This window comes from Micromonospora rifamycinica (assembly GCF_900090265.1).
Taxonomy (GTDB): Bacteria; Actinomycetota; Actinomycetes; order Mycobacteriales; family Micromonosporaceae; genus Micromonospora; species Micromonospora rifamycinica.
This window is the reverse complement of the sequence record NZ_LT607752.1, coordinates 2,988,493-3,010,320: the sequence shown is the minus strand read 5'-3', so window position 1 is coordinate 3,010,320 and position 21,828 is coordinate 2,988,493. Positions and strand designations below refer to the sequence as shown.

At 69.1% G+C, this 21,828-nt stretch carries 13 protein-coding genes and 1 pseudogene; 8 read left to right on the top strand and 6 right to left on the bottom strand.

From position 1 onward, the window contains the following. Positions 1 to 281: 281 nt before the first annotated feature. Positions 282 to 1,424 (top strand): DNA cytosine methyltransferase, encoded by a 1,143-nt coding sequence (locus tag GA0070623_RS12175; protein ID WP_084261116.1) that lies wholly within the window; start codon positions 282 to 284, stop codon positions 1,422 to 1,424. 414 nt (positions 1,425 to 1,838) lie between these two features. Here GA0070623_RS12175 and GA0070623_RS12170 read toward each other — a convergent pair whose 3' ends face one another. The 5 genes and pseudogenes from GA0070623_RS12170 to GA0070623_RS12150 form a co-directional block, all read right to left on the bottom strand. Then, on the bottom strand, positions 1,839 to 3,347 hold the full coding sequence (locus tag GA0070623_RS12170) for a PIN-like domain-containing protein (RefSeq protein ID WP_067303752.1): 1,509 nt from the start codon (positions 3,345 to 3,347) through the stop codon (positions 1,839 to 1,841). A gap of 51 nt (positions 3,348 to 3,398) precedes the next feature. Further along, complete coding sequence (locus GA0070623_RS12165) at positions 3,399 to 3,938, bottom strand: DUF6361 family protein (RefSeq protein ID WP_067303749.1); 540 nt, start codon at positions 3,936 to 3,938, stop codon at positions 3,399 to 3,401. A gap of 46 nt (positions 3,939 to 3,984) precedes the next feature. Beyond that, entirely contained in the window at positions 3,985 to 4,755 is a 771-nt protein-coding gene (locus tag GA0070623_RS12160) for a DUF429 domain-containing protein (RefSeq protein WP_067303746.1), read from the bottom strand. A gap of 640 nt (positions 4,756 to 5,395) precedes the next feature. After that, the gene (locus GA0070623_RS12155) at positions 5,396 to 5,959 is read right to left on the bottom strand and encodes a flavoprotein (RefSeq protein WP_067303742.1); all 564 of its coding nucleotides are present in this window, start codon (positions 5,957 to 5,959) and stop codon (positions 5,396 to 5,398) included. After that, positions 5,956 to 7,037: pseudogene (locus GA0070623_RS12150) on the bottom strand (hypothetical protein). Before GA0070623_RS12150 ends, GA0070623_RS12155 begins: the two are co-directional and overlap by 4 nt. Before the next feature lie 422 nt (positions 7,038 to 7,459). On the opposite strand from GA0070623_RS12150, the gene amcA reads away from it, so the two are divergent. Beyond that, on the top strand, positions 7,460 to 7,621 hold the full coding sequence (gene amcA / locus GA0070623_RS30350) for a multiple cyclophane-containing RiPP AmcA (RefSeq protein ID WP_172898396.1): 162 nt from the start codon (positions 7,460 to 7,462) through the stop codon (positions 7,619 to 7,621). 441 nt (positions 7,622 to 8,062) lie between these two features. On the opposite strand, the gene GA0070623_RS12140 is transcribed toward amcA, so the two are convergent. Further along, positions 8,063 to 9,757: a fibronectin type III domain-containing protein gene (locus GA0070623_RS12140; protein WP_172898395.1), complete on the bottom strand. Its 1,695-nt coding sequence runs from the start codon at positions 9,755 to 9,757 to the stop codon at positions 8,063 to 8,065. A 273-nt stretch (positions 9,758 to 10,030) separates the two neighbouring features. Between GA0070623_RS12140 and GA0070623_RS12135 the strand changes: the two genes are divergently transcribed. The 6 genes from GA0070623_RS12135 (at position 10,031) to GA0070623_RS12110 (ending at position 21,736) form a co-directional block, all read left to right on the top strand. Next, complete coding sequence (locus tag GA0070623_RS12135) at positions 10,031 to 11,638, top strand: glycoside hydrolase family 44 protein (protein WP_067303739.1); 1,608 nt, start codon at positions 10,031 to 10,033, stop codon at positions 11,636 to 11,638. 200 nt (positions 11,639 to 11,838) lie between these two features. Next, positions 11,839 to 12,492: a hypothetical protein gene (locus tag GA0070623_RS12130; protein ID WP_067303736.1), complete on the top strand. Its 654-nt coding sequence runs from the start codon at positions 11,839 to 11,841 to the stop codon at positions 12,490 to 12,492. Between the two features lie 97 nt (positions 12,493 to 12,589). Further along, complete coding sequence (locus GA0070623_RS12125) at positions 12,590 to 13,870, top strand: DUF6357 family protein (RefSeq protein WP_172898394.1); 1,281 nt, start codon at positions 12,590 to 12,592, stop codon at positions 13,868 to 13,870. Between the two features lie 275 nt (positions 13,871 to 14,145). Further along, on the top strand, positions 14,146 to 16,593 hold the full coding sequence (locus GA0070623_RS12120; protein WP_067303733.1) for a UvrD-helicase domain-containing protein: 2,448 nt from the start codon (positions 14,146 to 14,148) through the stop codon (positions 16,591 to 16,593). Between the two features lie 424 nt (positions 16,594 to 17,017). Continuing rightward, positions 17,018 to 19,717 carry an RICIN domain-containing protein gene (locus GA0070623_RS12115; protein WP_067303730.1) on the top strand — a complete coding sequence of 900 codons (2,700 nt, stop codon included), beginning with the start codon at positions 17,018 to 17,020 and terminating at the stop codon, positions 19,715 to 19,717. Positions 19,718 to 20,365: 648 nt separating this feature from the next. Continuing rightward, positions 20,366 to 21,736: a ricin-type beta-trefoil lectin domain protein gene (locus GA0070623_RS12110; RefSeq protein WP_067303726.1), complete on the top strand. Its 1,371-nt coding sequence runs from the start codon at positions 20,366 to 20,368 to the stop codon at positions 21,734 to 21,736. Positions 21,737 to 21,828 lie beyond the last annotated feature (92 nt).

Below are 21,828 nucleotides of genomic sequence, written 5' to 3'. Positions count from 1 at the left end.
CCCCTCTACGAGGATCCGAGCGTAGAGCCGGAGTGTGACAAAGCAGGCAAATCGAACATGCGTTCTAGCTGCGGCGGGGTCTCGACCCTCCGATCGTGACGGTGGCGCCTGGCATCGGTCGGGATCAGATGCGAGCATTCCTATCAGTCGACCAGCACTCCGGAGCCATCCCTGTCGTGTAGCTGTCCGTGATCCGACCATCCGCCGCCGAACCGGGGTCGAAAGTACGACCCTCGAAGCCAGTCGGTACCGGTGCCCGTCGACCCACTACAGTCGCTGGCATGGCCCCGCGTACCGTCAAGATCTCTGCAGTCGACCTGTTCTGCGGCGTGGGGGGCCTGTCGTACGGGCTCAAGAAGGCTGGTGTCGGTATCGCTGCAGGTTTCGACATCGATCCGGCCTGCGAGTATCCCTATCAGGCCAATGTCCGCGCCCCCTTCCGCAAGAAGGACGTACGCGACCTGGACGCCGATGAACTCAGCGCGATGTGGCCGAAAGGGGCGATCCGTGTGCTGGCTGGATGTGCACCCTGCCAGCCGTTCTCCTCGTACCGCCGCGGCACCGACACGTCGCAGGAAGCACAGTGGCCATTGATCGACGAAGTCAGTCGTCTGGTCCAGGGTGCCATGCCCGAGATCGTCACCATGGAGAACGTTCCCCGCATCGGCAGCACTCCGATCTTCCAGACATTCGTCGCCAAGCTCGAGGAACTCGGCTACCGGGTGCGGTACGAGTCTTGCTACTGCCCGGCCTACGGAGTGCCCCAACAGCGACGGCGTATGGTTCTCGTCGCCTCTCTCCTCGGCGAGATCCGCGTACCCAAGGGTGGAGTCGGGGTAGCCGACTACCCTACCGTCGAACAAGCCATCGGCGGTCTTCCACCCCTTCGGCATGGTGAGACCGACCCTGCTGATCGTCTCCACAAAAGCCGTAGCCTGACTCCGATCAACCTGGAGAGAATCAAGAGTTCGAAACCAGGCGGCACCTGGGAGGACTGGCAGGAAGAGCTCCGCGCACCCTGTCATCGTAGGTCGTCAGGATCCACCTTCCGCAACGTCTATGCCCGCATGGTGTGGAACGAGCCGTCACCCACCATCACGACACTGTCCTACAACTTCGGAGCCGGTCGCTTCGGCCATCCTGAACAGGACCGGGCCGTCTCACTGCGCGAAGCCGCGATCCTTCAGAGTTTCCCGCCTGACTACGAGTTCGTCGCTCCCGGAAACCCGGTGCAGTTCGCTCCTCTTGGGCGGCTCATCGGCAATGCGGTGCCGCCGAAGCTGGCTCAAGCAGTGGGCGCAGCGATCGTCCAGCATGTAGAAACCGTCAAAGCGTCGATCCGACCAACACGACGGGGTGCCAAATCTCGGCCTTTCTCGGCTAACGTGCCTAGTTCCGTCCCGGTGTCCACAGCCGTCGCATGAACTGTTCTGCGTAGCGTTGGGGGAGGTGAACCGGCAGGTCGTATGGTACCGCCCGGCCCGCAGAAGGCCGGTGCACCTGGTGCGACGAAAGTCGTTCGAGCCAGCCACGATCGACCAATGTCGTACCCTGGCTTCGGGTGTCATGTCGCGTGCCTGCCCCATCGGGCCAGTCCACGAGTGCGCGGAGTGGCAGTGGGGATGCCCGGTCTACCAAACCGTATTCCGAAGTATTTTGGCTCCATTGCAGGGTGGCCGGTGTTGACAAATTCGTAGGGGCCGCTAGCCCTTGTGGACGCGGCTGGACTTCGCGGAGTCACAGGCGGCGACAGCAACTATCGCCGCCCGCGTCACTCGGACTTGCAAGGCCGTCGCAGACGTTCCGTCGCGGCGGTCGGCCATCTCAGGTCGATTGGCCTAGGAGCGCCGGACGAACTCGACCGTTTCAGTCTCGATCCGTACACCGCGAGCCTTGAATCCCGCCGATGCTACCGCTTTGCCCAGTGAGTTTTGCGGGGAGTACCAGTAGGGGAGGTGCTTGCGGGCAGAGGGTGCGAGCGTGTCGCCGAGGATGTCTTCGATCTCACCGAAAGCCATCGATGTCGACTCGCTGTCCAGCGCCGCCAGATAGTCAGCAAGGGGTTGGTACTTGCCGGCCGCTTCTGTATCCAGCCCTGGGCTGGGCGGTGTTGAGTTCGGATCGAGGATGTCCACGACCTCCGACGGGATTCGGATGGCACTCAAGGCGCCTGCGTCGATGTAAACCGGCTTCATCATCGGTGTCACGGAGGGCGGCAGGATCCTCGCGGCCTGCAGGTCGCCGGTGATCCGGGTGGTTGGGCGGGTGATCCCGCGCAGCATGCGATCCTCGCGGTAGCCGCAGAGGGTATAGATGTCTTCGCGACTGATGGTGCCGCCTGCGGACGCGGCGGCAGTGATCACGTCGGCCAGGTCGCTTCGTCCTTCGCCGCGTAGCTTCTGAAGCAGCATGTCCACCGCTTCAGCCGTCCACTTGCCAGGCTCATTGATGTCTGCACGGTTGACGTCGGCGTCTCTGGCGGACTCGGGATTGACCTCGACATCGAGAGCCTGAGATCGGTTCAGCAGGTCACTGGCCCGCATCAGGAACAGGCGGTGCCCCGTGCTGTCGAAGAACTCTTTCGTCATCTCCTGTCGCGGGCCGATCATGTCTGGTCCACGGCGCCACCACCAGTCCTCCTTCTCGTCGTTCGTGACGATGATGAGGTCCATGTCCCGCGCTTTCGCCTCGTGGCATGCCTGTCGGTAGACGAGGAAGTCGCCGGCAGCACCCTCTGGATACTGGTCGCCCTTTTCTGCGTCTAGATAGCCTGGAGGAATGAGTTCGTCGACGCGCTGATTGCCCTCGGCGATCAGGGCGTCCCAGACCTTGTCCTCGGGGCGTGGGAGGACCCTGCCGGACAAGAGCTCGGAGAGTCTGCTCAGTACCGGGTCCGCGTCGGCCGGTGTGGAGGGGTGAACGCGGTCGGGCGTGGCTCGGTCGATCGCGTCTCGCAGGCGTTGGAACACGCCGTCGATGTCAAGATGCAAACGTTGCAGTTCGGCGTCGTCGATGGCCAGGTGCTTCGACCAGGTCTCGAGAGCCCGCGCTGCCGTTGCCCGGCTCTTCTCCAAGGCGGCGCGCGCTTCTCCCGTTGCTTGTTCAGGATTGCCGATGGCCCGAAGCCGATTGCGGTGGAACTCGCGCATTGCCTGGTACGGAACGACGAGACGGTCACCGAGCTTCTCGAAGATCGTCAACAGGTCCGCCGTCGTCCGAGCGTTGTAGCGGTAGAGGTTGAGAAGTACGTTTGCGTCTACCGCGACTAGCGCGGTGGTCAACGCCTGGCGCGACTCGGCCTCGCTTACCACTCGATAGCCTTCGAACCCGTCGAACAGCCCAACCATCTATGACCTCCCCAAGACGGACCTCATTGTTATCGATCCCATGGTGCAGTCCTATGGGCCGAGCGGCCGATTGTCGGTCTCCTGGTCCGCGCTTGTGGTCAGGCGGCCGAAGCGCAGCACGTTCCGAGCCAGGGAACGCGATGCCTGGCACTCTGCTGGCGCACCTGCTCGATCCCGCCCTTCATCCTGGGTCGGATGGTGATGCGCGTGGGACGACCCGGTGGCACTGGCCGAGCCGGAGTCGATCTGTCGATGATCCGCTTGTGCAGCAACGGCGTAGATGTTCGAGGGCAGGGTGCGGACCCCGACTCCGGCGCGCCTGCCGATCATGCCCTCCGTGTCGCTGCCGCGCAGCAGCGCGGCGATCACCTTCCGCTCGTTGCGGTCGACCCGCGCGGCGAGGCGGTCACCACGTAGCCCACGCTTCTGCGCCTCCTGGTAGCACCAGGGCACGATCAACAGATACCGTGCCCGGTTCTGCAGGACCGACGTGCCGGGGAACAGCAGGTCGCTGAAAGCGTCGCGGACCTGGCCGGCGCCCAACTCGTCCCGGCTCTCCGTGTCGCTGAAGAGCTTGAGCAACTCGCGCATGCGTTGCTGGTCCTCGCGAGACGTGTCCAGCCAACTCAGCCCGAGGTCATGAGCGCCTCCCGCCGGCGCCGGTGCCGTCGACAAGGTCGCTGAGCGGCCCCGTGGGCAGGGCGATCCAGCCCTCGGTCCCTGCGACCTGCCGCTGCTCGTCGTCGGGTCGGGTCGCCCTGCCTGTCGCGGCGGCACGTGCGTTGAGGGCCGCGACGACCGCGTCGAAGGCGTCGTGGCTGCGTCGACACAGCGCATCGGAAGCGCCCAGTTCCAGCCAGGGTGCGGCCGCGCAGAGCGCGGTCACGAGGTCGGCATGCTGCGTCTTCTGGCCCCGTCCCTTGTAACCGCGGTACGTCAACCCCCAGCGGCATAGGGCCGCAACTGGGTAGACCTCGACGAGTTTGCCGTCGCCGCACCGGTCGACGTCATGGCCGGCGGCGGCCAGCATCGCCAACAGCCCGGCACCCCGGAAAGCGGCATGAGCGATCCGGTCCGCGGCGACGCTGAGCGGAATGATGCCCGTCGTCTCGCGTACCACCTCGTCGGTCAACCGGTAGGCCAGATGACGCCGCCATCGCGCGGCATCGCCGTCGGCGATGGTGACGTGGCCGGACCGGTGGGCCGTGACGAGCGCGACGAAGGGTTCCGGCCAGCCGAGCGGGCAGTCCAGCCCGACCTTGTCCGCGTCCTGGCTGGCCTTGACGATCTGGGCGTCGCCCACGTCGAGAACCACGTCTCGCACCACTGCGCGATCCGACAGCCATTCGATGGTCGCCATCGCCGTACGTTTGTCCGCCGCTGCGAGGTCGACGCCGAGGGTCAGCACCGCAACACTCTAGGTGCCGACCAAGCGTCGAGACATGGCTCGACCGACCGTCGTTGTAGGACGTTCAGGTACGCGTGGCCCCCGATCGGTGAGTGAGAGCGGGCCCAGCCAGTGTGAGTGGTTCTGCGCCAGCATGGCCCAGGGCCTACCGTGATCCGTGGCCAGCCTTTTTGTCATGATCCATGCGGTGTCTCCGTGGGTGCTCGCGCGCGATGGGACGGGGCCAGCGCGCGATGGACTGGGCTGGACGCCGTTCTGTGAAGCTGGGGCCTGACCGCGAACAGATGGACTCACGCGGCCCCGTTGGACCAGACGACTCGACCAAGATCAACCTCTTAATCCGCGGGTTCGGGGTTCGAGTCCCTGGCGGCGCACCACAAAAAGGCCCTGACCTGGGGTTTCACCCTGGGTCGGAGCCTTTTGGCGTTTCTGTCGGTGGTTCGGTGTCTCGGTGGGTGCTCGGGAGCCGTTGGACCGTTCCGGCTGCCGGTGGACGAACGGCATGTGGGTGGACGTCGGAGCCGCCCAGCCTCGCCTATGCGTTCTTCCGGCCGCCGTCTGATGATCTTGCCGCATGCCCGGGTGGTGTGGGCACCGGGCCGTCGGTCGACGGATGTGATCGGGGTTGACCCCGGGCTGCTTATTTCCGCGGCTGTTTCTCCTCAGCGAGTGCGGCGGCTGCGTGGAACGCCGTGGTCCAGGGGAATGCGAGCCGGCGGTCGTTGCCGGTGCCGGGTGGGTGTGGTTCCCAGTTGTGTTCGGGGCCGAGGAGGAGGTGTATGCCTTCGTCGCGGAGGTTGGTGACGGCGCGGCGGTAGGAGTGTCGGGTGGCGAGGGCGGTGTTGACGAAGGGGACGATGACGGTGGGAACGTGTCGTCCGATGAGTTCGGCGATGGTGGTCATGGCGTAGTTGTCGGCGAGGCCGAGGGCGATCTTGTTGATCGAGTTGTAGGTCGCGGGTGCGATGACCAGTGCGTCGGCGGTGGGTAGCGAGCGGCGGACGCCCGGGGATGCCCGGTAGTCGGATCGCACGGGTGCGCCGGTCAGCTTTTCGATGGCTGGAATGTCGATGAAGTCCATCGCGTGGGGTGTGGCGGTGACCGCCGTGGTCCAGGACCGTTGGTGTGCGGTGTTGATCAGGGTGGTGACGTCGGGTGCGGGGCCGGCGGCGCAGACGACGATCTGGAGGTGCCCTGCGGTCACCGGGAGATCCCGACGGTCCGGGTGAAGTCGACGACGGCGGCGCGTACCGGGCCGGTGGTGAGGCGGGCGAGGTCGTTGGCGAGGCGGTGGACCGCTGGGCGGCAGCGGATCTCTTCGGGTGCCACCTCGTACGCGGTGCGGAGGGCGTTGAGACCCTGTTCGTGGCGTCCCCACTGGGCGTAGGCGCGGGCCACGTCGACGTAGAGCGTGGCTTTGCGTTCGGCGAGGGTCACCTTGTCGAGGGGATGGTGCGGGCGATGGTGATGGCGGTGCCGGCGTCGCCGAGGGTGAGGGCGATGTTGACCCGGTGCAGCAGGACGTTGGTGGCGCCGAAGCCGGTCCACCGGTCGTTGCCGTCGTAGCCGAGTCGGCTCGCGGCGCGGGTCGCTTCGTCGAGCATGGTGTGTGCGGTGGCCCGGTCGTCGCGGCGGGCTGCGGCGACGGCACCGCGTAGGACGAGGGCGCCGTACACGGCGACCGCGTCGGTCGACGCGAGGCCCGTGTCCCGGTCGAGTGCGCCGGCGGCGTCTGCGGCGAGGGTCACGGCCTGCTCGTCGTGGTTGTTGCTCATCAGGGCATGGGTCATGATCCGTGCGCTCGCGGCGACGGCCACCGGGTCCTGGCTCGTCGCGGCGGCGCGGGTGCTCCGCTCTGCGGCGACCAGGGCCATTGCACGGTCGCCCAGCTTGAGCAGGACGCTACCGACGACGTGGTACAGCTCGGCGACGCTGACCGCAGCGCTGCGCAGGAAGTCTCGCCGTTGCACGTCACCATCCGAGTCCGGGCTGTGGTGGCTCTCCTCACCAGTATCGGCATCTGGGCCGGGGCGTGGTGGCGTGGTGCCCGTCGCCCGCAGGGCTGCGAAGCGTTCGCGGACCTCGGGTGTGGCACGGGTCAGCACGGTGTCCAGCGCGGCTTGCATGTCGGCGCGGGGGATGACGTTGTCGCCCTGGCTGCTCCACTTGGCCACCGTCCGGCGGGCCGCGCCCAGGTGCTCGGCGAAGGCGGTGACGCTCATCCGCGCTGCTTGGCGTAGGGCGGTGGCGTCCCGGCCGGTCCAGGTCGTGATCGGAGTCATCGCACGTCCTCCCGACAGGGACCGTCTCCTGCCTGGTGATCGTAGCGGCACATGGGGTTACCGCAGGTGCACCGGCGGTGCACCGACAGGACATTCCGCGCATGCCCTGCCTCGGGCGAGGGCGGGTGTACCGGGCCGCCTTCCCAGGGCGCGCCGGTAGGTCAGCGGCAGTCTCAGAGCAGGGAGCTTCGGATGGATATGCCGAGCGGTGACAGGCCGGAACGCGACCCGACGCCTCCGCAACTGCTGTCACCGGCAAATCCGCCGGCAGCACTGATGACTCCTCGTCCGCGTACCGCCAGAAGGGCTGCGTGGGCGGGTGGCGGTCACCTCGCTCCCGAGCCGCCGGCCGGCAGCGGTGGGTCCACCGGGCCTTGGTGGACCCACCGCTGCGAAGGACGCGTCGTGCCGGGGGAGCGGGCATGACCGTGTACGTCTCCCGCTACGCGAGGGGCCAGCAGGAGCGGCCCGGCCCACCGGAGTCGACAGGACCCGTGCTGGCGGGAACGGCGGATCCGCCGCTGTTGACCTACGTGTGGCGTCGGTTCTTCGCGCAGCGGGCCCGAGGAGAAATCCGCCGGTGAGCATCAACCAGAGTCCTCCGGCGACTGCGGCGGGCTGTCGCGGTCGGATGGGCCATGAGCATGTGCCGTCGCGTCCGCGCTGGGGCTGTCGCGCCTGCGGCCGTTCATGGCCCTGCGGCGGGGCCAGGAGCGCGCTCCTGACGGAGTACGCGGGCAATCGGATCGGCCTGTTCCGCTATCTGGCCGGATGTCTGCACGAGGCCATCGACGACCTGAGCCAGCCGGACGCCAGCGGGACGAGTGACTGTGAGGAGTTGTTTCACACCCTGGTGGTGCAGCCGACGAGCTTCTGCAACCTCGACTGCGCCTACTGCTACCTGCCTGACCGCCGGGCCGGACGTCTCCAGACCCACGCAAGGGGCGGGGCCTGTCACCCGCCTCACCTCCCCGTGAACCCCCTGACCTTGGGCGAACCACGCTGGAGAGCGGTGACACGGTGCCTTATCGGCAGGGAGCGCCGTTGAGGGAGAAGGCGGTGGGGGACGCGTTGCTGCCGCTCCAGGTGCCCTGGAAGCCGAACGAGACACTCGCGCCGGCCGCGATCGTGCCGTTCCAGCCGGCGTTGCGGATCGTGACGGCGGAGCCGGACTGGGTGTAGGTGGCGCTCCAGAGCGTGGTGATCCGCTGGTCACCAGGGAAGGTGAAGGCCAGGGTCCAGCCGTCGACAGTGGTCGTGGCGGTGTTCCCGATCGTGACGTTGGTGACGAAGCCGCCGGGCCATTCCGCCTGCTTCTGGTAGGTCACCGCACAGGTCGGGCCGGGTGGCGAGGTGGTGGGGCCGGTCGGCGGGTCGACCCGGACCTCGTTGGTCGCGATCGACACGTTGCCCGCCGCGTCCCGGGCCCGTACGTAGTAGCGGTTGGGCACGGACGGCGCGAGTGACAGCGTGTGGCTGGTGCCCGGCACGGTGGCCACCAGCGTCGAGTTGAAGGACCCGTCCCAGCGGTAGACCTGGTACCCGGTCACCCCGACGTTGTCCGTCGCGGGCGTCCAGTTCAGCGTGGCGGACGCGGTGGTCACGTCGCTGACGGTCAACGTCCCCGGGGCACCGGGCGGCACGGTGTCGGGGCCGGTGTCGGTTGCCGGGGTGACGATGGTGAGGGGGTCCGACGACGGTGAACCGTGCCCGCCCGAGTCGCTGGCCTGCACGATGACGCGGTACTGGGTGGCCGGCTTGAGGGTGATCGTGGCCGTGGTGACGTTGCCGACCCGGGCGGTCTCCCCGAGGTCGTGGAACGCCGGGAAGTAGCTGATCGTGTATCCGGTGATGTCGCAGCAGCCGGGCTCGGCGGCCGTCCAGGTCAGGGTGGCCGAGGTCGAGGTGATCCGGCTGACCGACAGGTCCCTCGGTGCGGTCGGCGGCAGGTCGGCCGGGGGCGTCGAGCTGGTCGCGTCGACCGTGTTGGACGCGGCCGACAGGTTGCCCGCGGCGTCCCTGGCGCGCACGTAGAACTGGATGCGTGGGCCGGGTCCGGTCGTGGCCGAGGGCGGCAGTTGGTACGTCGTCGAGGTGGCGGTGCCGAGCAGCGTGGAGGTGTACCAGCCGTCGTACCTGTAGACCTGGTAACCGGTCACCCCGACGTTGTCCGACGCGGCGGACCAGTACAGCGTGCCGTTCCGGTTGGTCAGGCTCGTCGGTGAGCCCGGCGGCACGGTGTCCGGGCCGTCGTCGGTGGCCGGAGCCACCACGATGATCTGGTTCGACCAGGGGGAGGTGTGTCCCACCGAGTCCCTGGCCGCCACCCTGATCTGGTACTGGCGGGTCGGCGAGATGGTGATCGTGGCGGTGGTGACGTTGCCGACCGTCGTGGTCGGGATCACGTCGCTGAACGCCTCGGGGTACATGATGGTGTAGTTGGTGATGGCGCAGCAGCCGGGGACGGCGGCGGTCCAGGTCAGGGTGACCGACGTCGAGGTCACCGTGGTGGCCCTGAGCAGGGTGGGCGGGGCCGGCGGCGCCGGTGTGCTGGACGGGGGCGATGGCGGGGCGGTGCTCGCCAGCATCGACACGGTGTCGGCGCCGGCCGCGGGTGTGGTGACCAGACCGAAACCCAGGACCGAGGCCGGCAGCGTGGCCACGGCGACGACGGCCGGCCACATGCGACGGAACAGGGATCCGGGACCATAGCCCATCATGCCTGGACGATGTCGCAAAGCATAGACGGGCGTCAAGAGAATACTCGCCATTTGAGACACGTAGAAGTTCCGGGTGGGATGTGTCGGCCCGTGTCGCCGGGTTGGCTGCGGTGATCCAACCGAACCGACAGGTGGATCACGGAGTCCGATTGACTAAACATAGACGCTTGATAATGTAAATATGGTTTCGGCCCGTCCCGGGTCGATCGGCGGCAGGAGACGACGATGGGCGGGCGACGACGGCGCGGGCCACGATCGGCGACGGCGATCGGGATGGCCGGATCGCTGGTGGTAGGGCTGTTGGTGACCCAGGCGGGCATCGGCCCGGCCGCCGCCGCCGACGGGCTCACCCTGGCCGTGGATGTCGCCGCCGCCCGGCACCGGATCAGCCCCGACATCTACGGCATGAACGGCGGTGACCCCGCGCTCGTCGCGGAACTCGGCACACCGGTGGCCCGGTGGGGCGGTAACGCGAGCAGCCGCTACAACTTCAAGAACCACACCTACAACACGGGCAGCGACTGGTATTTCGAGAACATCGTGGCCGGGCCGGAGAACACGGTCGAGGCGTTCGTCCAGCGGAACCGGGATCACGGGACGAAACAGGTGGTCGCCGTTCCGTTGATCGGCTGGGTGGCGAAGGACTCGCCCTCGTCGCATCCGTTCGCCTGTGGCTTTCCCGCCACCCGCTTTCCCGAGCAGGACTCGTTCGACCAGTGGGATCCGAACTGTGGCAACGGCCGGCACGCCGACGCGAACCTGACCGGCGCGGTCCCCACCGACACCTCGATCCCGGCCGGCGCGTCGTTCGCGGGAGAGATGGTGTCCCACCTCGTCGACCAGTTCGGCCCGGCGGCCCGCGGCGGTGTGTCCATCTACGAACTCGACAACGAACCGGTGCTGTGGAACTCCACCCACCGCGACGTCCACCCCGAACCGGTGAGCTACGACGAGCTGGGTGGCAAGGGTACGGCGACCGCGGCGGCGATCAAGGCCGCCGACCCGCGCGCGGCGGTGCTCGGCCCGTCCGGTTGGGGTTACTGCGAGTGGGTGGCGTCCGGCCTCGACGGATGCGCGCCGGGGGCGGACGCGGCGGCGCACGGCGGGCTCAACCTCTCCCAGTGGTACCTGAAGAACATGAAGGACTTCGGCGACGCCCACGGCGGGAAACGCTTCCTCGACTACTTCGATCAGCACTACTACCCGCAGATCAGCGGCGGCAAGGACCCGGACGCCAACGCGCTGCGACTGCGTTCCACCCGGTCGCTGTGGGATCCGACGTACGTGGACGAGTCGTGGATCGGCCCCGGCGGGGTGAACGCGCCGCCGTTGCAGTTCATCCGCCAGATGAAGGCCTGGGTCGCGCAGTACTACCCGGGTACGAAGGTCGCCATCACCGAATACAACTGGGGCGCGCTGGACGACATCAACGGCGCGCTCGCGCAGGCCGACGTGCTCGGCATCTTCGGGCGCGAGGGGCTGGACCTGGCCACCATCTGGGGCGAGCCGAAGCCGACCGACCCCGGCGCGTACGCCTTCCGGATGTACCGGAACTACGACGGAGCCGGGAGCGGGTTCGGCGACGTGAGCGTGTCGGCGGTCAGCAGCGACCAGGGGCAGCTCGCGGTCTACGCCGCGCAGCGCTCGTCCGACCGGGCACTCACCGTGATGGTGGTCAACAAGACCGGTGGCGATCTGACGTCCCGGTTGGCGCTCGCCGGGTTGCACGGCGGGGACCGCGCGCAGCGGTTCACCTACGGCCCCGCCGATCTCACCTCGATCGTCCGGGGTGGGGACCTCCGGGTGGCCGGGGGTGGCATCAGCGCGACGTACCCGGCGAACTCCGTGACGCTGCTCGTCCTGCCGCAGCGCCGGCACTGAGCGGCCCACCGCCCCGCGCGGGTCGGCGCGGGGCGGGGCGTCTCCCCGTCGTCGGCGTGGCGGACGGTTCCGGTGCCGGGGGCGCGGGTGGGCTCGTTCCCGGACACCAGCGCATCGGACCGCCCGTGACCAGGGCCGCAGGTCCGCCCGCTATGATCAACTGCGTCGGTGGAGCTGTCACACCCGAACGAAGGACGCCCATGGCCCGTCGCTACCGTCCCGGACCGAAGCAGTTCGTCTTCACCGTCGGCGACGGCGACGACCGCGAGGTCCCGGTGGCCGATGCGCAGGAGGCCTACTGGGCTTTCGCCGCGTTCTTCCGGGAGCGGGAGTCGGACACCTACACCATCGAGGACACCTCGGCGAAGCAGCGACTGGTGCTCATGCCCCGGCTGGGGGTGATCTCCCGGTTCGGGTACGGGGACCAGCCCCGGTCGGAGCACCTCCGGGTCGACGCGGTCAACCGTTACATTCCGGCCGCCGGGCTGTTCTTCGAGAACGGATATGCCGGCCTCGACCGCTTCGGTCAGTGGTTCCCCGACCTCTCCGACCTCGACCTGGCACCGGAGGCCCGCGGTGCCGCCCGCGCCGCCACGTTCACCACGGAAGCGGCGGCGCTCGAAGAGACCGCCCGGATCTGGGCGAACTCCGGCATCGTCGACCCGATCGGCCGGTACCACGTCTTCTTCGACTCGCACGGTGTCGACGACGACCGGGCCGAACGCGCCGAGCTGCTCCAGTTGATCGAGTTCCTCGGCCTCGAACGCGCCGAGCCCCCGGCCGGAGCCGCCGGGGGCGAAGTCTGGGTGCGCAGTGACCCGCGCCTCGACGCCGCATGTGCCCGGTGGGCGTGAACGGCGGCTGCGGGGTGCACGGCGACCTGCCACGCCACTCGCTGTGGACCCGGGGTGGCAGGGTCCAGCCGATGTCGGTGCGGGGAACGTCCGGGCGGTGACGGACACCGTGTTCACGCGTGGCGGCGGCTGGCTCCCGCGGGTGGTCCGCGAGGACGGAGAGCTGCGGCTGATGCTCGGCGCCGGGGCCGACGCCAACCATGAGCCGCGCACGTTCACGTTCCCGATCGGCGCGGCGCATCTCCCGGTGATCCGGGAGAACCTGGCCCGGCACCTGCTGTTGTGGAGCGCGGTCGTCCCGCTCTGCGAGGCGGCCGGAACCCGGGGTGATCTCGACCAGGACGCCGCCGTCGCGCTCCTGGACCCGATCCTGCTCTCCGCGCCCGTCGAGGTCGACGCGCTCTTCCGGCGCATCCGGTGGGACCGGAGCCGGCTCGTCGCCCATGGCGCCGACACCGACCTGCTGGAGCGCGGTCAGGTCTACGAGGCGATGCGTACGGCGACGGAACGGCCGGACGAGAAGCGGGCCCAGGAGTATCAGGCGGACCGCCGTCGGGCCGAGCGTGGCATGGTCCTCGGCCCCCTCGACGCGCAGATCCTGCGGTACACGGGCCAGTACGTGCACGGCGCGACGATCCCCCGACGCGTACCCGATGCCGTCGACCCGGCGCTGCTGCCCCGGGTCCTGCGGGTGATCGCCACCGCGGAGCGGGCGAGTGCCGGGATGCGGATCGGCCTCGACCCGCGCCGGGGACGGCGGGCCACCGACCGGCGCGACTGGGACCGGATGGCGGCGGTGGTCGACGCGGCCGTGCGGCGCGCGTACCCCGAACTCGTCGATGACGCGGTGCGGACGGTGAGCTTCCTGCTCTGCTCCGAGGCGGCGGACCGCTCCCGCGACGCCCCGACGGACGACGACGGGGAGGCGGTCGACGGTCGCCGCGACGACGACGGGGAGGCCGACGACGGGAGCGCAGGGAAGGCCGCCCTGCCGTTCACCGACGACAAGGGTGACGGGCAGCAGTGGTCGGCGGCCGGTCCCCGCACCGCCTCCGCCGCGTTCTGGGAGTTCGTCGCCGACCGCTCCGCTGCGGACAACGAGGTGTTCACCATCGAGGACGAGGAGAGGGGCGAGGGGATCCAGCTGCACTTCTACGCGGACTCCGTCGCCCGGATCACGACGGTGCGACCCGGGGAGGCCGGCTCGGCGCCGCAGTACCGGGTGGAGTACAGCCTGGTCGACGGGATCGCCGGGTACCGGGACCTGGTGCACGCCTTCGTCCGCGGCGGCTGTGCCGCACTCGACCAGCACGGTCCCTGGACGTCGGATGTCGCCGAGTTCGAGCGCACGCGTCGTCGGCGCGACGCCCGAGCCTGACCGGAAACTCAGCAGGAACCGTCCGGCGTCGCTGCCGGTGCTCGTGCGAGAGGATCGAGAATCACCGCAATGCGCCTGTTTTCTCCGGGAAGGCTGGGTCGACGGCCTGGTGACACCGTGGATCCTCCCGGGCGGCGGTGATGGAGTGATCACATCGCGCTCACTTTCGCAGTAGGCTCCACTGGTTCCGCGAGCGGCTCTCGGGTCCGGGCGGGCCGTCGGATGGTCCACGGACGACGACGGGGTGAGCACGGGAACCGGTCCGGGAAGGGTGTATGGACGTCAAGCCGACCGAGGAGCAGCTCGCCGCCCGGGACATGTTCCTCGCGGGCAGGGAACTGGCCCTGGTGGCGGGGGCCGGCACCGGAAAGACCGCGACGTTGGTGATGATGGCCGGGGCCACCAGGAAGCGCGGCCTCTACGTGGCGTTCAACAGGGCGATCGCCGACGAGGCCCGGCAGCGCTTCGGGGCGAACGTCGAATGCCGTACCGCGCACTCGCTGGCACACCGCGCCGTCGGCCGGAACTACCGGGAACGGCTGAACCGGTCGGCCCGCATTCCCGCAAAGGAGACCGCGCGGTTGCTGGGCATCCGCCAGGAGCTGCGGGTGAGTTCCCGGCCGATCACCTGCGCACACCAGGCCCGCCTGGTGATGGGCATGATCCGTCGGTTCTGCTACAGCACCGACCGCCAGTTGACGGCCCGGCACCTGGAACGGATCAACGGGCTGGACACGGTGGCCCAGGACCACCTCGCCCGGGTGCTCCTGCCGTACGCGTGCCGGGCCTGGGACGACATCTGCGCCCCGGACGGCAGGCTGCGCTTCGAACACGACCACTATCTGAAGATGTGGGCGCTGACCGGGCCGGTGCTGGAGGGGGACTTCGTCCTGCTCGACGAGGCCCAGGACACCAACCCGGTCCTGGAGGAGGTCTTCCTGGCCCAGCACGCGCAGCGGGTGTGCGTGGGTGACCCGGCCCAGCAGATCTACGCGTGGCGCGACGCCCGGGACGTGATGACCGGCTTCCCGGCGGACCACCTCTACCTGACCAGGTCGTTCCGGTTCGGCCCGCACATCGCCCGGACGGCGAACCGCTGGCTCCGGCACGCCGATTCGGACCTGCAACTGACCGGCAACAGCGTGATCGACTCCCGGGTCGGAGCGGCGGCGGAGATCGACGCCGTGCTCTGCCGGGGGAACGCCGACGCGATGCAGGAGGTCCTCGGCTTCCTGAAGCGGGGCGTGCCGGTGGCGCTCACCGGCGGCGGGGAGACGCTGCGGAACATCGCGCAGGCCGCCCAGGCGCTGAAGGCCGGCCGGGCCACCACCCATCCGGAGCTGTTCCTCTTCACCTCCTGGGACGACGTGCAGGAGTACGCCGAGAACGACACCGCCGGCCAGGATCTCAAGGCGATCGTGACGCTGGTCGACACGTACGGGCCGGAGGTGATCATCGATGCCGTCGACCGGCTCACCGACGAGCGCACCGCACGGGTCACGGTGTCCACCGCGCACAAGGCCAAGGGCCGGGAGTGGTCCCGGGTACGGATCGGCAACGGCTTCGCCGAGCCGTCGGTCGACGACCACGGGATGCCGCGTCCGCTCGGGGCCGGCGAGGCCCGGCTGATCTACGTGGCGGTCACCCGGGCCCGGCACCACCTGGACCCGGCGGGGATCCGGTGGATCGACGACTACGAGAAGACCATGGAGTCGACCGGCGACGGCACGGTGGCCGGGCGGCCGATGATCGAGCTGAGCCTGACCCGCCAGCTCAGGTACCCGAACTCCCCGATGTCGCAGTTCCTGGCCCGGCACCTGCCCCACAGCGCGGTCGTCGTGCAGGACTACCTCCGCAGGATCGGCGACCTGCCCCGTCCGGTGCAGCCGATCGACGTGCGGTATCCCGACTGGTCGGCGCTCGGTCACGCCGTCGACTTCCGGCTCCGGCTCTGCCTGGGCAGCCCGCTCGGCGCACCGGTCGGGATCGGCGTCGAGGCCGTCGGCGCCGCCGGGCCGCTGCGGGGCGCACCCCCGCCACCGGTACGACAGGCCCTGCACCGGGCCGGACGCGACCTGGTCGCCATGGTGGACGCCTACCTGAACGGTGACGACGACATCGACGGGGAGATCCTGGAGCGCCTGTGCTTCGTGGCCGCCTACTACGAGGACGTCTACCGGACCGGTGAGATCCGGCGGTACAGCATGCTGACCGGCGCGACCCCGGCGACCACGCTCGACGACCTGCTGGCGGCGGTCCCCGGCTACGCCATCGAGGATGTCACCCGGCAGTTGGCGATCGCCGAGGAGGCGTTCGGGCCGTTCCTCGAACTGCCCGCCGCCGCCCGGTTCTGCGGCCCGACGTTCGCCGGCAGTCAGGACATCGGCGGCGCGGACGCCGACTTCATCCTCGACGGCCTGCTGCTGGACTGCAAGGCGACCATCCGACCGCACCAGCTGGGCCGCGACGAGATCTACCAGCTCGCCGGCTACCTGCTGCTGGACTACGACGACCGGTACGGCATCGACCGGGTCGGCCTGTACCTGTCCCGGCAGGGCGCCCTGGTCAGCTGGAGCGCGCCGGAGTTCCTGCGCCGGCTCGGTGCCACCGGGCCGCTCGGTGAGCTGCGCCGGCAACTGCGGGAGCACCTCCACCGCCGACCGGGCGACCGCCGGGCCGCCGGGCCGCAGCCCGACGACCGCACCGGCTCACCCGTCCGGTGACCGGCGGGCCGGTGGTTCGACATCCACCCCGGGTGGCGGTCGACGGGCGGTCGGCGAGGAGACGATCCGGGCTTCCCGCCGGCAGGGTCACGATTACGCATAGGTGATTGACAATTGGTAGTTGCGTCCGCCGGAAGCGCCGCCTACGCTTCAGGCAGCATTCCGTGACTACGGGCAAGAGCGTCTGAGCGGACGGTGGGAGCTCCCGGTGGCAGGGGGCTCTCCGCTGTCGGTACGCATCGCTCGAACGTGGACCCTGCCCGGTCGGTCATGGTGTCTCGGCAAGGAACCCGCCAACGGTCGGACCCCGGGAGCGCACCCGCTCCCAGCGCGTCGACCCGTGTTCGCACGGCGGTTCATTGTCGCACTGCCCGGACGACCGTCCAGCGGACACGTAGTCGGCGGCAGGCGAAAGGAACCGTACGTGAAATCAGCTCTCTCCGTCGTGCGCAGATCGCTGTCGGCGGGCGTGTTGCTCGTCGCCGCCGCGCTGCCGGCCGTGCTCGGGAACCCGCCGCCGGCCTCGGCCGCCGTCCAGCAAACCTACTATGTCGCGCCGGACGGTGACGACGCCAACGCGGGCACCGTCCAGTCGCCGTTCAAGACCCTGCAACGCGCCCGGGACGCCGTCCGCACCGTGAACGCGAGCATGACCGGCGACATCCAGGTGTACCTGCGCGGCGGGCGTTACCCGGTGAGCAGCACCGTCGAGTTCGGGGCGGCCGACTCCGGCACCAACGGTTACCGGGTCATGTATTCCGCCTATCCCGGCGAGACACCGGTGCTCGACGGTGGTGTGCCGGTGACCGGCTGGACCCAGCACAGTGGAAACATCTGGAAGGCGCCACTCGACCGGGCCACCAAACTGCGGGCGCTCTACGTCAACGACAAGCGGGCGTTCATGGCGTCGAAGACGATCGGCTCGGCGGGCTGCTACGGGACGTACAACATCACGGCCGGGCAGGCGGCGTGGGCCTGGGAGTCGGGGTCGCAGTGTGACGGCGCGAAGTACAGCCTGAACGACTTCCCCGCCATCGCCCGCAACGCCGACGACATCGAGATCGAGACGGCCACCACCTGGACCACCGCCATCGTGGGGGTGCGTCAGGTGACCACGAGTTCCGACGGTGCCAACCGGGTGGCGCTGTTCCAGCAGCCGGGTGCCGCCATCGCCCAGGGGGCGTTCAACGGCAACGCCCAGACCGGCGGCTCGCACAAGGTGATGAACGCCTACGAGTTCCTCGACGCGCCGGGTGAGTTCCACTTCGACAAGAGCAGCCGGACGCTCTACTACTACAAGTCCAGCACGGAGAACATGGCGACCGCGTCGGTCTTCGCGCCGAACAACGTGACCACCCTGCTGCGGGTCGCCGGCACCTCGACGAGCAGCCACGCCCGCAACATCACGTTCTCCGGGCTCACCGTGCAGCACTCCGACTGGAACCTGTTCAACGTCGCCGGCTCGTCGTTCAAGCAGGCACAGCAGGGCAACCTCGGGGCGCAGGCGTACGCGAAGCGGAACTTCCACGACTACTACTACCGCAACGTCGACACCACCCCCGGCATGCTCCAGGTGGAGAACGCCGACGGGATCCGGCTGGAGCGCAACCGGTTCCAGCACACCGGCGCCGACGGCGTCAACATGGTCAACGACGTGCAGAACAGCCAGTTGATCGGGAACGTCACCAACGACGTCGCCGGGTCCGCGGTCACCGTCGGCCACCCGCAGCACGTCTACATCGGCGACGGCACGTCGACCAACCGGGAGAAGTGGTCGCCGCAGGTCGAGGGGCTGCCCAGGAACATCGAGATCAGGAACAACTACCTGTACGACAGCGCGGTGCTGTTCAACGGGCACAGCCCGATCTCGGCGTACTTCGTCGACACCCTGACGATCCAGCGCAACCGGATCGAGAAGTCGCCGTGGTCGGGGATCACCCTCGGCTGGGGCTGGTGGAACTTCGACGGCTCGTCGGGCTCGATCGCGCCCAACCGGCCCACCACGACGGCCCGGAACAACACGATCAGCTACAACCACATCATCGACACGGTGCAGCGGCTGAGTGACACCGCGCCGATCTACACCCTGGGCAGCCAGCCGGGCACCACGATCACCAACAACTATCTCCAGGGTGTGCCCTCCGGTCACAAGTACGGTCTGCACCCGGACGAGGGCTCGGCGTACATCACCTTCCGCGACAACGTCCTGAGCGTGGACAAGAACGTCACCTGGCTCATCAACTCCGACGATTTCGGCCGGAAGCACGATCTGAGCATCACCCAGATCTACGGCCCGATCAACAAGGTGTCGAACAAGAACCTGCCCAACAGCACGGTCAACGACATCATCGTCTCCTCCGACTACGTCTGGCCGGCTGCGGCGTACGCCATCGCGGCGAACTCGGGGCTGGAGGACGCGTTCCGGGACATCATTCCGGCAGCCAACCTGTCGCTGCCGAACTACGTGCTCCCGGCCAGCACGTTCGTCACGAGCGCGACGGCGTCGGTGCCGATCCGGAGCACCGGTGACGCGGCCAGGACGGTCTGGTTGGCTCCGGCCGGCACGACCACCTTCACCGCCGGCCCGACGATGACCAGGGCCGCCGGCACCGCCACCTCGATCGCCGTGCCGTCCACCCAGGGTGAGTACCGGCTGTTCGTGCTCGACGCGCAGGGCAACCGGTCCGCCGAGTCGACCTCGATCGTCCGCCAGCAGGGGGGCGGCAGCAGCCAGCAGGGCGGTCGGCTGGTGGGCGCCCAGTCCGGGCGCTGCGTGGAGGTGCCCAACTCCTCCACCACCAACGGCACGCAGGTGCAGCTGTGGGACTGCGGCGGCGCCGCCAACCAGCAGTGGACCTACGGCGCCAACAAGCAACTGACCGTGTACGGCAACAAGTGCCTGGACGCCAACGGCGCGGGTACGACCAACGGCACCACGGTGATCATCTGGGACTGCCACGGCGGCACCAACCAGCAGTGGAACCTCAACGCCAACGGCACCCTGACCAACGCCCAGTCCGGGCTCTGCCTCGACGCCAACGGCGCGGCCACGGCCAACGGCACGAAGATCATCCTCTGGTCCTGCAACGGTGGCACCAACCAGCAGTGGAGCCTGCGCAACTGACCGCACTCCCCGGGGCCGGGCCACTGCACCCGGCCCCGGGTCGTCGGTCGCGGCGGGCCGGAGCAGCCGCGCGGCATCGATGTCGCACGTCCGTCGCGCCGTACGGCGTCGATGTCGCACGTCCGTCGCGCCGTACGGCGTCGATGTCGCGCGGTTGTCGTGCGGTGCGGTGCCGACGTCGCGCGTCCGTGGTGCCGTATGACGGTGACGCCGTGCGTCCGTCGGACCGCACGTCGGGCGGGTGGCCTGCGGATTCTGGGCCGCTCCGGCGGGTCGGCCGGCGGTGGAGCCGGGTCGCAACCTGCCGGACACAGCATTGACATGTTTCACTTTCCGGCCTAGGGTCTGGCCGAATCGATTCGACGTCGGGTGCCGGTGCTCCGGTGGCGGTACCCGACGGGGTGGCGTTCGGGCGTACGTGGTGGACCACCGATCGGTTCGACGGCCAGCCGGCTCCGCCCGGGCAGCGGGACCAGTGGCTGGCCTCCGCGGCGACGAGCCGGTCGGCGTCGTGGGCGCACCGAGCGTCTCCCGGTGCTCCGTCCTTGGCGGGTGCGGTCAGCGGGAGGCAGTCGGGCGCGCGTCGGGATCGCCGTGGCACAGCCGTACCTGACATCAGTCCATGCCGAGTGGCAGGAGCCCAGCATCATGACAAGGCGTAGACCCATCCTCGGATCTCTCGCGGCGGCGGCGGTCCTCGTCCTGACCGTGGGCGCGACGGCCCTGGCCGGTGGCGCGACCGGTACGGCGGCGGCGGCCGAGGTCGCGGCGGCGGCGGCGACCCCGGGGTGCGGCAAGGCACCCACGTTGACCAGCGGCCAGCGGTCCATCCAGAGCAGCGGTCAGAACCGTAGCTTCATCCTCCGGATTCCCGACAACTACGACCGGAACCACCAGTACCGGTTGATCTTCGGGTTCCACTGGAACGGCGGTACCGCCAACGACGTCGACGGGGGTGGGGCGGACGGGGCGGCCTGGTCCTACTACGGGCTGCGCCAGCAGGCGAACAACAGCACGATCTTCGTGGCCCCCCAGGGCAACGGCAACGGCTGGGCCAACCCCGGCGGCCAGGACGTCACCTTCGTCGACGACATGGTCCGGCTGATCGAGAACGACCTGTGCGTCGACACGACGCAGCTGTTCGCCCTGGGCTTCAGCTACGGCGGGGGCATGAGCTACTCGCTGGCCTGTTCCCGGGCGAACGTCTTCCGCGCCGTCGCGGTCTACTCCGGCGGGCAGCTCAGCGGGTGCAGCGGCGGTGGTCAGCCGATCGCCTACATGGGCATCCACGGCATCGGTGACCCGGTGCTCAACGTCTCCGCCGGCCGGTCGCTGCGGGACACCTTCGTCCGCAACAACGGGTGTACGGCGCAGAGCCCGCCCGAGCCGCGGGCCGGCAGCCTGACCCACATCACCACCACCTACTCCGGCTGCCGGGCCGGCTACCCTGTGGTCTGGGCCGCCTTCGACGGCGGGCACACCCCCGGCCCGGTGGACGGCGGCGGTGACAGCGGCGTCCGTACCTGGACCAAGGGTGAGGTCTGGCGGTTCTTCACCCAGTTCGACGGCACCACCCCGACGCCGACCCCGACGGCCTCGCCGACCGGCAACCCGACGACCCCGCCGCCGTCCGGCACGGGCGCGGTCCGGCACACCTCCTCCGGTCGGTGCCTGGACGTCAACGGTGGCGCGCAGACCAACGGCGCGGCGGCGATCATCTGGGACTGCCACGGCCAGAGCAACCAGAGCTGGACCTCGACGGCCGCCCAGGAGCTGCGGGTCTTCGGCGGCAAGTGCCTGGACGTCAACGGCGCGGCCACCGCCAACGGCAGCTCCGTGATCATCTGGGACTGCAACGGCCAGGCCAACCAGCGGTGGCGGCTCAACGCCGACGGCACGATCACCGGGGTGGGCTCGGGCCGGTGCCTGGAGGTGGTCGGCAACGGCACGGCCAACGGCGCGCGTACCCAGATCTGGGACTGCAACGGCGGCGCCGGTCAGCGCTGGAGCCGGAGCTGACCCCGACGGACGTCCATCGACGGCACCGGTAGGCCCGACATCGCCCCGGTTGGCTCTCGCATTGATTGCTTTCAATGCATAGGGTCACTGCT

What these genes read in the sequence shown, in the direction of transcription:
- GA0070623_RS12175 (WP_084261116.1), top strand. Translation starts at nt 282, where the DNA reads ATGGCCCCGCGTACCGTCAAGATCTCTGCAGTCGACCTGTTCTGCGGC.
- GA0070623_RS12170 (WP_067303752.1), bottom strand. Translation starts at nt 3,347, where the DNA reads ATGGTTGGGCTGTTCGACGGGTTCGAAGGCTATCGAGTGGTAAGCGAG.
- GA0070623_RS12165 (WP_067303749.1), bottom strand. Translation starts at nt 3,938, where the DNA reads ATGCGCGAGTTGCTCAAGCTCTTCAGCGACACGGAGAGCCGGGACGAG.
- amcA (WP_172898396.1), top strand. Translation starts at nt 7,460, where the DNA reads ATGACCGTGTACGTCTCCCGCTACGCGAGGGGCCAGCAGGAGCGGCCC.
- GA0070623_RS12140 (WP_172898395.1), bottom strand. Translation starts at nt 9,757, where the DNA reads ATGATGGGCTATGGTCCCGGATCCCTGTTCCGTCGCATGTGGCCGGCC.
- GA0070623_RS12135 (WP_067303739.1), top strand. Translation starts at nt 10,031, where the DNA reads ATGGCCGGATCGCTGGTGGTAGGGCTGTTGGTGACCCAGGCGGGCATC.
- GA0070623_RS12130 (WP_067303736.1), top strand. Translation starts at nt 11,839, where the DNA reads ATGGCCCGTCGCTACCGTCCCGGACCGAAGCAGTTCGTCTTCACCGTC.
- GA0070623_RS12120 (WP_067303733.1), top strand. Translation starts at nt 14,146, where the DNA reads ATGGACGTCAAGCCGACCGAGGAGCAGCTCGCCGCCCGGGACATGTTC.
- GA0070623_RS12110 (WP_067303726.1), top strand. Translation starts at nt 20,366, where the DNA reads ATGACAAGGCGTAGACCCATCCTCGGATCTCTCGCGGCGGCGGCGGTC.